Raw genomic sequence first — 13,470 nt, forward strand, 5'->3', positions numbered from 1 at the left:
TGTTGAATATTCGCCGTTTTATGAAGGTGATTCGTAAAAGAACCTGATCATTATCAAAGAAATTTTTTTTAATTAAAGGCATATATTAATCTAAAGTAACCCAACTAGAGATAAATAAAGCCTGTTCTTACATCCACGTCAACTATCACCAGGTAAGACAAGTATGTAGGAAAAAGTAAAACGCAAAATAAAAAATAAAAATGAAAAACATAAATTCTGCTGAAGAGTCGCTGTTACATCAAAACCCAGAATCGAGCTTGTTAATTTCACGTAGAGATGTATTGAAAACACTTGCCGTGGGTAGTGCCGGTATACTTTTCTCTCCTCATAGTTTATTGGCTGCCACGAGGGCAAAGAAAGATCGGCTGGGCGTGGCTCTTGTAGGTTTAGGATATTATAGTACCGACCTCCTGGCTCCTGCACTACAACAAACTAAAAAGTGTTACCTCGCAGGTATTGTTACAGGAACACCGGCGAAGGCCGAGGTCTGGAAGAAGAAATACAACATTCCCGATAAGAATATCTACAATTATCAAAGCTTCGATCAGATCGTCAACAACGGTGATATAGATGTAGTGTATGTGGTGCTTCCTCCTTCTATGCACAAGGAGTATGTCATTCGCGCTGCAAATGCCGGCAAACATGTATGGTGTGAAAAGCCAATGGCTATAACAGCAAAGGAATGCCAGGAGATGATAGATGCGTGCCGCAAAAACAAAAAATCTCTTGCTATCGGTTACCGCCTGCAACATGAACCGAACACACAGGAATACCGCAGGATCGTAAAAGGTAAATTACTTGGCAACGTTAAGAAGGTGAGTTGCGGTGCGGGCTATGTTGAAAACCGTACAGACCACTGGAAACAAAAAAAGGAAATGGGCGGCGGAGTGATGTATGACATGGGTGTCTATTCCATACAGGGTGCAAGAATGGGAACGGGAATGGAACCGATTGCTGTAGTATCGGCAAAAACATCTACTACCCGTCCTGAGATTTACAAAAATGGTCTTGACGAGACTGCTATAGCTACATTAGAATTTCCCGGTGGCATTACGGCGGACATAAAGACCAGTTTTGGTGAAAACATCAACTACCTCAATATTGAATGTGAAAAAGGGGAAATTAAAATAGCACCGTACCAGGCATATGCGGGAGTACAAGGCAGCAGTCCACTTGGTGTGATTAATTTTCCTTATGATGTTCCATGGCAACAGGCTAAACAAATGGATGATAATGCTATGTCGATCATGCAGGGGAAGCCAATGCTGGTGCCGGGTGAAGAAGGACTTAGGGATATAAGGATCGTCGAGGCAATTCATAAAGCTGCAAATACAGGGCAACGGGTGCAACTATAAAAAGGCAAGATTTTATTTGATTTTTAAAAAAAAGCATTCAGAAAGTATTATTGGTATAAAATATTAAGAGGAAATAATTTTATTTATTTCCTCTTAATAACAATTATATCTAAAAAATCTTATTTAAACAATCTCCAAAAATCCAGCCCTAATGCATATGCCATTAGTCCTAACAGGAGTGCCATACCAGCCATTTGAGCATATTCCATAAACTTGTCGCTCGGTTTACGTCCACTTACCATTTCTACAAGAGTAAACAATGCGTGTCCTCCATCCAGTGCGGGAATTGGCAGAATATTCATAAAGGCGAGTATGATAGAAAATATAGCGGTCAGTGTCCAAAAACGTTGCCAGTCCCACAAGCTGGGAAATGTATTTCCTATGCTTATTACGCTTCCTAATGAGTCGCTGGCATTTACTTTACCTGTAAACAATTGCTTTAAACCAGTAACATACCTGTCTAATGTCTGAAAACATTTGGTAAAACCTTCAGGAATAGATTGTGCAAGTGTGTATTTTTTTGTGGTAGTGCCTAAAATTGTAAATGGATCCCGCGCTATAAAACCAATTGATCCTTTTTCATCAAGTTTCACCTTTACGTTAGCTGTGTCGCTATGGCGTAAAACAGTAAGAGTTGCGACCTGGTTTACCTTATTTTTCTTGTAGGTATTTAAGTCATGAAAGAATGGGGCAGGGGCGCCGTCGAAAGCAATAATTTGGTCACCTTTTTCTAGTTTGCCATCTATAAATTTTGCGGTCTTTGCAACAGAGTCCACAAAGGTTGGTACCCTGATTTCAACAAAACCTTCCAGCTTATTTTTATTCAGTTTCTTTATAAAACCGTCAGGAATAGGGATGTTTACATTCTGGCCATTTCTGATTACACCAATTTGTTTTGCTTCTCCTAAAATTATTTCTGCTCCAATGGTTCCAAAATTGTCTAATGGCTTACCATCAACCGATACAATTTTGTCACCGTCTTTTATGCCTATCTGCGTTGCAAGGCTATCAGCATGTACACCGTAAGTAAGGTTTTTTGCAGGTAAATATTCTTCACCCCATACGTACATAATCATTATAAAAAGAAAAATAGCCAGTACAATATTTACTACTACTCCTCCAATCATTATGATCAACCGCTGCCAGGCCGGTTTGCTTCTGAATTCATATGGTTCTGCGGGTTTTTTTAATTGCTCCTTATCCATACTCTCATCCACCATACCAGAAATTTTTACGTATCCACCAAAGGGAACCCAGCCGAGGCCGTATTCGGTCTCGCCCACTTTTTTCTTCCACAAACTAAAATATGGATTGAAGAAAAGAAAGAATTTTTCAACGCGGCACTTAAACCATTTTGCAGGAAAGAAGTGTCCCATTTCGTGCAAAATGACCAATATTGAAAAAGATAAAATAAACTGTCCTGTTTTAACTGCTACACTGCTCCAGTCTATAGCTAATAATGTCATGCCTAAATCCCTGACGGGACTAATTTTTTTGTGATTTAAATTATAATTTGGTTTCCGTCTATCAACCTTTATTCAGCTTTTGTTGTGTCACTCACTTGTACCACAACTCCGTATTCAGCAAATAAAACCATAAACATTCAATTTTGTTTAAGTATTTAGTTAAAGGTTTTTAATTGTTTCTCAAAGATTTACAGTACAAGAGTGCGACGCAAGCAAAGCTGGTGTATATACTAATGCCGACGTCATAATTTCATTTACTTATAACTCTATAAAATTGTACTACAATTGAATTAAAGAAGCCGCAAAACTACGGGCTTCACCGTCGCTTTCAAAATACTCTTCAAGTGTGGGCGATTCTATATAAGTAATTTTAGTCATCGTTTGCTCTACAACTTCTGTCATATCTAAAAACCCGATACGGTTGCGAAGAAATGCATAAACTGCTATTTCATTGGCTGCGTTTAAAATGCTTGGCATATTTCCGCCTTTGTTTAAAGCTTCCATTGCAAGGCCAAGGTTTCTAAAAGTTTTAAGGTCCGGCTCTTCGAAAGTAAGAGTTGAGTAAGTCTTAAAATTTAAACGGGGAGAATTGGTAGGTATGCGGTTAGGAAAGCCAAGCGAATATTGTATAGGTAACTTCATATCTGGCAATCCCATCTGGGCTTTTATACTTCCATCTTCGAACTGCACCATGCTATGAATGATACTTTGTGGGTGGATGACAACCTGTATCTGCTCTGGTTTTAGATTGAACAACCACTTTGCCTCAATCATTTCCAGACCTTTGTTCATTAATGTTGCGCTGTCTATAGTTATCTTGGCGCCCATCGTCCAATTAGGATGCTGCAGCGCATGGTCGCGTTTTACATTAACAAGAAAATTTGGTTTTTTCCCCCGAAAAGGTCCGCCGCTTGCAGTAAGTATTACCTTCTCAATCCGGTTCCTGGTTTCCCCGACAAGACACTGAAATATAGCAGAGTGTTCGCTGTCAACAGGTATTACAGGCACTCTTTTTTCCAGGGCTTTTTTCATTACAATATCGCCGGCAACAACAAGCGTTTCTTTATTTGCAAGCGCAACTGCTTTACCATTGTCTAAAGCTTCTAAAGTAGGTTTGAGGCCGGCGTACCCAACTATTGCGGCAAGCATAAGATCGTAACAATCCATGGCTGCCACCTGTAATAAGGCATTTTCTCCCGCAAAAACCTTTATATCTGTGCGCGACAGCGCCTCTTTTACTTTGGTGTATTTCTTTTCATCCCCAATTACCACAACGTTTGGCTTAAACTTAAGCGCCTGCTGAATAAGCAGTTCCTCATTGGTTTGAGCAGTAAGTACTTCTGCAGAAAATTTATCGGTATTGGCTTCAATTACTTCCAGGGCCTGTGTGCCAATGGAACCTGTTGAGCCAAATATTGCTATTCTTTTTTGAGACATAAAATTTATACAATAGGGGCGGTAAAGATAGAGGAATATTCAATTTTAATATTTTCGATAAATTGTGAAAGTTAAATTACCCAGTCTGGTACAACTTTCAGTTCCTATTCTAAAGCTGATTGGCTAAGAAAATCAAAAAAGGGATTACATCCATTAAGCAATAAAAGGTTTCAATTCATCTGCCAGTTTTCTGTCATTACTTAACCTTGGAACTTTGTTTTGTCCGCCAAGTTTTCCTATACTTTTCATATAATCAATAAAACCATTTTTTCTTACCGGTGAAATTTTTAACCGCTCAAGAATGTTGCCCGTAATAAGATCATCGTAATAAACATTTTTGCTGCGAAGATTTTCATCTACTTTTTTAGAAAATGACAGTACGTCTTTTGGCGGATTTTCAAATTCAACAAACCATTCGTGATAACTTTTTCCTTTGGTTTGGCTTATCATTGGCGCTACAGTAAACTCAACAATTTTAGCACCTTCTTCGTTTGCTGCTTTCAATAAAGCATATTCTACTTCTTCGGCAATTACGTGCTCACCAAACGCGGAAATAAAATGTTTGATTCTGCCACTTACAATAATTTTATAAGGATTTGTACTGATAAACTTTATCGTATCACCAATGTTATAAGCCCATAATCCTGCATTATTACTAATAATTAATGCATAGTTTTCTCCAACCTTTACATCTTTAAGCGACAAACGGGTGGGGTTATCATTAAAGATTTCGGCGGCAGGAATAAATTCATAAAAAATGCCTGAATTAGTATTTAATAACAATCCTGGTTCCTTGTAATTATCCTGGAAAGCAAAGAAACCTTCTGATGCAGGAAAAAGTTCAATGGTGTCTATTTGCTTTCCAATGCTGTCAAGCAGCTTTGTACGATAGGGTTCAAAATTTACACCTCCCTGAACCATAACAGAAAAATTCGGAAAAATGTCTTTTATCTTTTTCCCAGTTCTTTCCGTAAGCCTGTCAAAATACATTTGTACCCAGGGAGGAATTCCACTGATAAGAGTCATGTCCTCATTAATCGTTTCCTCTACAATTTTGTCAAGCTTGGTTTCCCAGTCTTCAATGCAATTGGTTTCATAAGTGGGAAGTTGATTTGTTCGCAGATACGCCGGCACATGATGGTTTACAATACCACTTAACCTGCCTGTTGCTATTCCGTTTATTTCTTCTAAAACCGGAGATCCACTTAAAAAAATAAGTTTTCCATTTACAAAAGAATAGTTGCCACTGACTGCCATATAACACAATAATGCATTTCTTGCAGTGTCTATATGGTTAGATATAGAGTCTTTCGTTATTGGAATGTATTTGACGCCACTTGTCGTGCCACTCGTTTTTGCAAAATAAACAGGCTTTCCTTTCCATAAAATGTTTGGCTTGCCTTGTTTTATTTTTTCGATATAATCTTTTAATTGTTCATAATCTCTTATTGGCACTAACCTCTTAAAATCGTCATATGATTCAATTTTGTCAAAGGAGTGATCTATTCCAAACTGTGTACCGACTGCCTTTTTTAATAAGGTTTTAAAAATAGCTTCCTGGTCAGCAACCGCTGTCTGTGCTCCTTTTTTTATTTTATTATGCACCAATAATGCAAATGGTTTTGCCAACAGCGACTTTACACTCATAGTAGTAAGCTTGTGAAGAAAGGGAAACAAAAGTATAAAAACCTAAAGGTATAATTCTTGTTTTTGCTAATTTTAAGTAGAGATAATGTTAATGAAACTTATACTTTGTATGTTTTTTCCATATTTTTTACTATTGTTTTATTTTATGAAATCTAAATCATTACCTTTGCGCTCCTAATTTTTAGAAAGTTATGTTTGCAGTAGTTAAAATCGCAGGACAACAATTTAGAGTACAAGCCGGACAAAGTTTGTACGTACCTCACCTGCAAGGTAATACCGGAGATCAAGTTGAGTTCAGTGATGTACTGTTGACTGACGACAATGGAAATCTTTCTACGGGTGAAGGCGTTGCAGCAAAAGTAACCGCCGAAATTGTCAGTGATCTTATTAAAGGTGATAAAGTAATCGCTTTTAAAATGAAAAGAAGAAAAGGTTTTCGTAAAAAGAAAGGTCACAGAACACAGTATACTCAAATTAAAATTCAAAGTATTGCGTAAATTGTAGGATGAATGATGTGACGTTTAAAGTTACTTTTAACTTCTTTCAATATCTGAAATCTCTAATTCGCGAAATTTATAAATTAAAGTATTATGGCTCATAAAAAAGGTGAAGGCTCGGTAAAGAACGGCCGCGACTCACAAAGCAAGCGTTTAGGTGTAAAAATATTTGGTGGTCAATCAGCAGTTGCAGGAAATATTATTCTTCGCCAACGTGGTACGCAATACCATCCTGGTAAAAATATAGGTGTGGGAAAAGATTTCACACTGTTTGCATTAACTGACGGACTGGTAGAATTTAAAAAAGGAAGAAACGATAGAAATACTGTTTCAATCGTTCCGGTACAACAGGAGGCTTAATTAATTTTTGGCAGTTGAAATTTAGTTTCTAATTTTAATGAATATTTACTAACCATTAAAATTTACTAACAATGGCAACTGCAAAAAAAGCCGCTGCTCCTAAGAAGGCTGCTGCTCCAAAAAAAGCCGCCGCAAAAAAAGCCGCTGCTGCACCTAAGAAAGCTGCTGCTCCGAAAAAAGCCGCTGCTGCTCCTAAGAAGGCTGCTGCTCCAAAAAAAGCCGCTGCTGCTCCTAAGAAAGCTGCTGCTCCAAAAAAAGCCGCTGCTGCACCTAAGAAAGCCGCTGTTGCTGCTAAGAAAGCAGCCGCGCCTAAAAAGGCTGCCGCAAAAAAGGCTGCTGCTAAAAAATCCAACGATTAGATTTTTAGCACTCCACATAACTAAAGTCCCGGATGTGATATCTGGGACTTTTTAATTTAATTTTTTTATTACTGATGCTTTAAAGCGTTTTCATTTTATTTCTTTTTTTCATTACTCTACATATTACGTCAGCGATTGCCAAAACTTTATTTCCTGTTTTGTTTGCATGCTTTTTAAAAGTTTGCACTGCATTTCGTTTGCATGTAAATCTGAAAGAATTTATTAGTGAATTCTGTCGCCTCTGACTTCAAGTTCTTTCATTACCTGTGATTCATATTCAAGCCATTGTTGCCAGCGCATCCTTACAATATTCTTTTCAATATAAGTTTCAGCAAGATCAATAAACAAAGAATAATGTCCTGCTTCACTTTCCATAAATCGCCTGTAAAAATTACTTAAATAATTATCTTTTAACCCCTCGCTCAACCTCTTAAATCTTTCACAGCTCCTGGCTTCAATGAGAGCAAAAATTAATAATTTATCGAGAAATCTTTCTTCATCGCTGCCACCTTTTTTTTGAAAGTTGATCAGTTTATTTACATATTCATCTTTTCGCTGTTTGCCAAGCTTCAGGTTTCTCTTTTTCAATTCCGCTAAAACAAGACGAAAATGTCCCCATTCTTCTGTAACTATAGGGGCCAGCTCAGTAACCAGTTTTTCTTTATCAGGATAACGTTGAATAAGGGAAATGCAACTTGTAGCAGCCTTTTGTTCGCAGTAAGCATGATCCGTCAAAATTTCCTCCAGGGAAATATGGGCAAGATCAACCCATCGTGGATCAGTTGGAAGCTGTAATCCTAAAATGTTTTTTTGATAATCCGACACCAATTCCATCATCTTTATTATAGGTTCATTAAAAAAAATCAAAATAACTAAAAGCTGTAACCAGATAAATATGCTTTGCTATTTTTGTTACAAATATCAGTTAAGAACAGAGGAGTTGGCGGATATTTATTGTTGAATGATGTGCTAAAATATTAATAGTTATTTTTTGCCCTTTTTTAAGGCACATTTGTAAACGTTGTGAAAAACAAATGACGGAAGTAAAAGAATGGTTTTTTATGCGTCTTCTACCCAAAGTAAAGATTCCTTTTTAGGAATAGTATAATAGTGCATTTCCAATTATTATGAAAAACAACTTACAAAATAAGCTTAGTAAACCGGATGAATGGCTGCTCTGTTAAAAAATGTACTTTGAGCAACAATTGACTATTTATGAGAATCGTTCCTTTTATTATTTGTGCAATGATAACAATTGGTTTAATTGTTATTTTAAATGTACCCCTAACCATAGCCGAAGATAAAACTCCACCAATTGGTTCATTTCTAAGTCCACAGCACGGATTTTGGCAAAATGCCGAACCTTTGGATTATAACTTCAATGACAAACTTAATTATCAATACCTCAGCGGCAAGGTTGATGTATATTTTGACGAAAGACTAGTGCCACACATTTATGCTGAAAAAGAACGGGACGCATATTTTGTACAAGGTTACCTGCATGCAAAGTTCCGGCTTTGGCAAATGGAGTTTCAAACACATGCAGCGGCGGGAAGATTAAGTGAAATTATGGGAGAGACGAGAGGTGGAACAGATTTTTTGAAAATAGACAGGTACTTCAGGCGGTTAGGAATGGTATACGGCGCAGAACAATCTTTAAAAAAACTAAAAGAAGACTCTGTAACAAGACGTGAGACAAAAGCCTATACTGCAGGTGTAAACGCGTACATATCATCGTTAAAGCCCAATCAGTATCCACTTGAATACAAGCTGCTTAATTACCAACCTGAAAAATGGACAGATTTAAAGACGCAGTTATTTTTAAAATACATGGCGTATGACCTTACAGGCAAAGATGATGATTTTGAAATGACGAATGCCAAAAATATTTTTTCGCCTGCTGATATTGAAAAATTATATCCCACTTCTGAAGACAGTTTAGACCCAATTGTTCCCAAAGGCACTCCGTTTATGCGCCCAAGTCTTCACCCTAAGATGCCTTTAACTGCAGATTCGCTTTATTATAATTTTCCTGATTCGACACAAAAACCTTTTGTTTTACAACCTGATAAAAGTAACGGTAGCAACAACTGGGCAGTGTCAGGAAGCAAGACCAGGAGCGGAGCTCCTATTCTTTGTAACGATCCGCATCTTGGTTTAAATCTTCCTTCACTTTGGTATGAGATGCAGATTTCTACGCCCACCTTTAATGCTTATGGAGTCAGTTTTCCCGGGTCACCTTCTATAATTATTGGTTTTAATGATAGTATAGCCTGGGGGTTAACAAATGCAGGAAGAGATGTGAAAGATTATTATGAAATTCATTTTCGTGACAGTACAATGAACGAGTATAGGTTTAACGGAAAATGGCTAAAAACTACTTTTAGAAATGAAACGATTAAGGTAAAAGGAAAGCCTGACGTAACTGAAAGAATTGCAATGACACTGTTCGGTCCTGTTATGTACGATAGATCGTATCCTGACGTTTTGAAAGATAATAAGTACTACGCCGTAAGGTGGAAAGCGCATGACCCAAGTAATGAGTTACTCGCTTTCAACAAAATAAATCATGCGCACAATTTTGTTGATTACATCAGGGCGATTTCGACCTTTCAAACCCCTGGTCAAAATTTTTTATTTGCCAGTAAAAGTGGTAACATAGCCATCCGTCAACAAGGTCAGTTTCCGGCAAAATGGAGAAGGCAGGGAGACTTTTTGATGCAGGGAACTGACAGCAGTTATATGTGGAAAGGATTTATTCCTTCTAAAGAAAATCCCACCGTATATAATCCTGCACTTGGCTTTGTCAGTAGTGCCAACCAGTTGGCTGCAGATACAACTTATCCTTATTATCTTGGAGCCTCAGCCGGCATTTACAGGGGTCTTATTATAAATCGTATGCTAAGTTCGATGAACAATATAACGGTTGAAGATATGGAGCGAATGCAGACCGATAATTACAATATTTTTGCAGCAATGGCCCGTCCTGTTTTGCTTAAATATCTTGATATGAACAAGCTGACGGCTGCTGAAAAAGTATATGTATTTAAATTAAAAAACTGGAATTTAAGAAACGATATAAATGAACAAGGTCCTACTATTTTTCAACTCTGGTGGGATGAGTTGGAAAATGCAGTTTTTAAAGATGAATTTTCAAAAACTGATTTACCGGTAAAGTGGCCTGAAGAAAGTACCTTACTGGAAGGATTGCTAAAAGACAGTGCCTATAAATTTGTTGATGACGTAACTACTCCGCAGGTTGAAAATGTAAAAGACATTGTTTTAAAAGCATACAAGTCAGCTTACCAACAATTAAAAACCCGCGATGATAAACAACAACTCGCGTGGGGGAAATTTAAAGATACAGGCATAAGACATTTGCTGAAGCTATCATCGCTTAGCAGGTTGCATTTACCTATAGGGGGAGGAGAAAATATTATAAATGCTACAAAAGCAGATCATGGTCCTACATGGCGCATGATAGTGCAGTTAACAAAGAATACGGAAGCTTACGGAGTATATGCCGGAGGGCAAAGCGGAAATCCCGGCAGTAAATATTACGATAATTTTATTGATACCTGGGCAAGTGGAAAGTATTATCCTTTATTGTTTTTAAACCACGATGCAGCTAAAGGCAGCAATGATATAAAGTGGAAAATAACTTTTTCAAAAGATTAAATTAATTTATGAAGTTTTTTATAGCATTCATTCTTACCGCTTTATTAAGTTTTTCGTGGGCTTTATTTTTTCCCTGGTGGATTATCGCCGTAGCTGCCTTTATTGTTGCAGCACTTATTCCACAATCAAGATTTAAAGCATTTATATGTGGCTTTTTAGCCTTGTTCTTTTTATGGGGCGGACAAGCAGCGTTAATCGACACAAAAAATGGCCATTTGCTTTCTACAAAAGTTGCTCAAATATTACCATTGGGAGGCTCGTATATAGCTATAATACTTTTCACTGCATTAGTCGGTGGAATTATTGCGGGGCTTGCCGCATTAACCGGAAGTTTTTTAAGAACTCCGCCTGTAGCGGTACGAAAGAAAATTGTTTATAAAGTTTGAGTATAAAGAGCTTAATTCGCAAAATGATTTTGGTGCCAACAGTATAACTCCTTTCTGCATCGTTGTGTCACTCACTTGTGCTACAATTTCTCTATTTTACTTTTTTAAACCTTCAATAAACTGTAGGGGAGGCTTATCTATCTTTTCTTTACTTCATCTTATTGATACATGTTTCGAACTCAACTTACCTGTAATGAAGACTTATCTTTAAATAATTATTTTATAATATTAAAGGTTATTACCATAGTAGTAATGAATAAATCAAAGAGCCCGGTCATAAAAATGAAATCAGCAATGTTTTCATATTTTTCACTAAGCTTTTGGTCACTGCTTCTAATCGATAAAAATGATAAAAGACTACTTGCCATAAAAGATACGGTGGCTATAGCTGTAAACTCGTCTATTAATGATGTTTGTTTCAATTTTAAGACCTGCAAAGAGGTCAAAACAATAAAACAAAGACCAAGCAGGTTCGACGAAGTATTTAATATATGAGCAGATTTATTATTGTCCACAGTAAACTGATTAGGTCTAAAAAAAGTGAAAGTAAATCATAATCTGAATTTCCCTATCTCTATTATATTTCTATTGTAATTTTTCACATTTCATAATAAAATTCTTATAATTTTTGTACGCCTTACCTGTAAATTAGGAGGACAATTTTTTTGTAAAAAAATGATTTGCAGAATCATTAAAATCTCTCTTAAACTTTTTAAAAGGAAAATATGGGGGGGAACAGTTTTTGATATTTACAATGTAATTTTGCTTTTAACAGGTTCTACAGTAACCTGGTTTGCTTTGTCCCTGTCTGCCAAAACGTGAAGGATAAAGAAGGATGTACTAAAATATAAAATATGCCTGTACTGCATAATAGGGTTTCTCAGAAAGAGTTAAAAGAACGGTTGTACCAGGAAACTGAGGCCAGAACCACAATCAGCTTTTACAAATATCACCCCATAAACGACCCCAAGGAATTTAGAGATGAATTGTATAAAGGAATGAATCCTCTTCATGTCTTTGGTCGTATTTATGTGGCTAAGGAAGGCATCAATGCGCAAGTAAGTGTACCATCTTCACAATATGAAGCATTTAAAGAGTTTTTGTACTCTTATTCATTTTTAAGTGGCATTAGACTAAACATTGCAGTAGATGATGACGGTAAATCTTTTTGGGTTCTGAAAATTAAAGTGCGGGAAAAAATAGTTGCTGACGGCATTGAAGATCCACATTTTAGTATGGAGAGAAAGGGTAAATATGTGAATGCAGCTCGGATGAACGAATTGATGCAGGATCCCAATACCGTTGTTGTTGACATGCGCAACCATTATGAATATGAAGTGGGACATTTTGTAAACGCGATAGAAGTATCAAGCGATACTTTTAGGGAGCAACTACCCATGGCTGTAGATATGTTGAAAGATAAAAAGGACAAAAACATTATTATGTATTGTACCGGGGGCATACGGTGTGAAAAAGCAAGCGCGTATATGCTTCATAATGGTTTTAATAATGTTTTTCATTTAGAAGGTGGAATAATAAACTATGCTAAAGAAGTTGAAAAGAGTAATTTAGAAAGCAAGTTTATAGGTAAAAATTTTGTTTTCGATGACAGGTTAGGCGAGAGAATTACTGAAGATGTTATTTCAAAGTGTCACCAATGTGGTGAACCGTGCGACGCACATACCAATTGCAAAAATGACTCATGCCACCTTCTGTTTATACAGTGCGATAAATGCGCTGCAAAATATGATGGTTGTTGCACCTCCGAATGCCAAACCATTTACAACCTTCCTTTGGAAGAGCAAAAAAAATTACGAGAAGGAAAACAAAATGGCATAATGATATTTAATAAATCGAAACAGAGATTAAGACCAAGGCTAAATGAAAAGAAAGTCACTTCTTTGGATTCTGGTGCCTGACCTTATATTTGCGGCCGGTATTACTTAAATATCTAAACCTTTTTTATACTCAACAAAAAACCTCTTTTAGTTAAGAGGTTTTTTAGTTTATCCTTTTTCCCGTTGCATCAACAAGTTTTTGCAGTTTAAGCTGCTTCTATTCCTATAATCATCAGTCATTCCAATATTAATTTATCCTCTCATTATGGGAATGTGTCTTTTTGGGCTATCCTTTTACCTTTAACAATTATTTACAACCTTAATTATTGACGTACTTCGCTTCATGTTACTGAAAACAATCGAAAAAAGGTAGTTCCCTGGTTGTTCCAGATAACATAAAAAATTTTAATTCACCTTACTGTATCCATTTTTTTGTAAAACCCGTAA

12 protein-coding genes are annotated in these 13,470 nt (G+C 36.7%); 7 read left to right on the forward strand and 5 right to left on the reverse strand.

Annotated elements, in window-relative coordinates:
* Positions 1-200 precede the first annotated feature (200 nt).
* A complete protein-coding gene (locus B154_RS0106660) occupies positions 201-1,355 on the forward strand; it encodes a Gfo/Idh/MocA family protein (RefSeq protein WP_018612762.1) in 1,155 nt (384 codons plus the stop codon).
* A 119-nt stretch (positions 1,356-1,474) separates the two neighbouring features.
* Here B154_RS0106660 and rseP read toward each other — a convergent pair whose 3' ends face one another.
* From rseP to B154_RS0106675, 3 genes are all read right to left on the reverse strand, one after another.
* Positions 1,475-2,821 (reverse strand): RIP metalloprotease RseP, encoded by a 1,347-nt coding sequence (gene rseP / locus B154_RS0106665; RefSeq protein ID WP_018612763.1) that lies wholly within the window; start codon positions 2,819-2,821, stop codon positions 1,475-1,477.
* Positions 2,822-3,100: 279 nt separating this feature from the next.
* Positions 3,101-4,258, reverse strand: a complete 1,158-nt coding sequence (locus tag B154_RS0106670) for a 1-deoxy-D-xylulose-5-phosphate reductoisomerase (RefSeq protein WP_018612764.1) — start codon at positions 4,256-4,258, stop codon at positions 3,101-3,103.
* A 153-nt stretch (positions 4,259-4,411) separates the two neighbouring features.
* Complete coding sequence (locus B154_RS0106675; RefSeq protein ID WP_018612766.1) at positions 4,412-5,905, reverse strand: GH3 auxin-responsive promoter family protein; 1,494 nt, start codon at positions 5,903-5,905, stop codon at positions 4,412-4,414.
* A gap of 191 nt (positions 5,906-6,096) precedes the next feature.
* Here B154_RS0106675 and rplU point away from each other — a divergent pair, with 191 nt between their 5' ends.
* The 3 genes from rplU (at position 6,097) to B154_RS27855 (ending at position 7,121) form a co-directional block, all read left to right on the forward strand.
* Positions 6,097-6,402 (forward strand): 50S ribosomal protein L21, encoded by a 306-nt coding sequence (rplU, locus tag B154_RS0106680; RefSeq protein WP_018612768.1) that lies wholly within the window; start codon positions 6,097-6,099, stop codon positions 6,400-6,402.
* A gap of 93 nt (positions 6,403-6,495) precedes the next feature.
* Complete coding sequence (gene rpmA / locus B154_RS0106685) at positions 6,496-6,762, forward strand: 50S ribosomal protein L27 (protein ID WP_018612771.1); 267 nt, start codon at positions 6,496-6,498, stop codon at positions 6,760-6,762.
* A gap of 71 nt (positions 6,763-6,833) precedes the next feature.
* Positions 6,834-7,121, forward strand: coding sequence for a hypothetical protein (locus B154_RS27855; protein ID WP_018612773.1), 288 nt, complete (start codon positions 6,834-6,836; stop codon positions 7,119-7,121).
* Positions 7,122-7,343: 222 nt separating this feature from the next.
* Here the strand turns inward: B154_RS27855 and B154_RS0106700 are convergent, their stop codons facing one another.
* Entirely contained in the window at positions 7,344-7,958 is a 615-nt protein-coding gene (locus B154_RS0106700; protein ID WP_245542562.1) for a MiaE family protein, read from the reverse strand.
* 378 nt (positions 7,959-8,336) lie between these two features.
* Between B154_RS0106700 and B154_RS0106705 the strand changes: the two genes are divergently transcribed.
* Together B154_RS0106705 and B154_RS0106710 are read left to right on the forward strand one after the other, a co-directional pair.
* The gene (locus B154_RS0106705) at positions 8,337-10,799 is read left to right on the forward strand and encodes a penicillin acylase family protein (protein WP_018612778.1); all 2,463 of its coding nucleotides are present in this window, start codon (positions 8,337-8,339) and stop codon (positions 10,797-10,799) included.
* Between the two features lie 8 nt (positions 10,800-10,807).
* Positions 10,808-11,185, forward strand: coding sequence for a hypothetical protein (locus B154_RS0106710; protein WP_018612780.1), 378 nt, complete (start codon positions 10,808-10,810; stop codon positions 11,183-11,185).
* Between the two features lie 215 nt (positions 11,186-11,400).
* Here B154_RS0106710 and B154_RS31285 read toward each other — a convergent pair whose 3' ends face one another.
* Positions 11,401-11,700: a hypothetical protein gene (locus B154_RS31285; protein ID WP_071595262.1), complete on the reverse strand. Its 300-nt coding sequence runs from the start codon at positions 11,698-11,700 to the stop codon at positions 11,401-11,403.
* A gap of 339 nt (positions 11,701-12,039) precedes the next feature.
* On the opposite strand from B154_RS31285, the gene trhO reads away from it, so the two are divergent.
* Positions 12,040-13,104 (forward strand): oxygen-dependent tRNA uridine(34) hydroxylase TrhO, encoded by a 1,065-nt coding sequence (gene trhO, locus B154_RS0106725; RefSeq protein WP_018612786.1) that lies wholly within the window; start codon positions 12,040-12,042, stop codon positions 13,102-13,104.
* Positions 13,105-13,470: the final 366 nt, after the last annotated feature.

It is taken from the genome of Segetibacter koreensis DSM 18137, from assembly GCF_000374045.1.
In the GTDB taxonomy this organism is placed as follows: Bacteria; Bacteroidota; Bacteroidia; order Chitinophagales; family Chitinophagaceae; genus Segetibacter; species Segetibacter koreensis.

Coding starts and splice junctions, on each gene's coding strand:
- B154_RS0106705 (WP_018612778.1), top strand. CDS start 8,337: ATGAGAATCGTTCCTTTTATTATTTGTGCAATGATAACAATTGGTTTA.
- rplU (WP_018612768.1), top strand. CDS start 6,097: ATGTTTGCAGTAGTTAAAATCGCAGGACAACAATTTAGAGTACAAGCC.
- B154_RS0106700 (WP_245542562.1), bottom strand. CDS start 7,958: ATGATGGAATTGGTGTCGGATTATCAAAAAAACATTTTAGGATTACAG.
- B154_RS0106710 (WP_018612780.1), top strand. CDS start 10,808: ATGAAGTTTTTTATAGCATTCATTCTTACCGCTTTATTAAGTTTTTCG.
- rseP (WP_018612763.1), bottom strand. CDS start 2,821: ATGACATTATTAGCTATAGACTGGAGCAGTGTAGCAGTTAAAACAGGA.
- B154_RS0106675 (WP_018612766.1), bottom strand. CDS start 5,905: ATGAGTGTAAAGTCGCTGTTGGCAAAACCATTTGCATTATTGGTGCAT.
- B154_RS0106660 (WP_018612762.1), top strand. CDS start 201: ATGAAAAACATAAATTCTGCTGAAGAGTCGCTGTTACATCAAAACCCA.
- rpmA (WP_018612771.1), top strand. CDS start 6,496: ATGGCTCATAAAAAAGGTGAAGGCTCGGTAAAGAACGGCCGCGACTCA.
- B154_RS0106670 (WP_018612764.1), bottom strand. CDS start 4,258: ATGTCTCAAAAAAGAATAGCAATATTTGGCTCAACAGGTTCCATTGGC.
- B154_RS27855 (WP_018612773.1), top strand. CDS start 6,834: ATGGCAACTGCAAAAAAAGCCGCTGCTCCTAAGAAGGCTGCTGCTCCA.
- trhO (WP_018612786.1), top strand. CDS start 12,040: ATGCCTGTACTGCATAATAGGGTTTCTCAGAAAGAGTTAAAAGAACGG.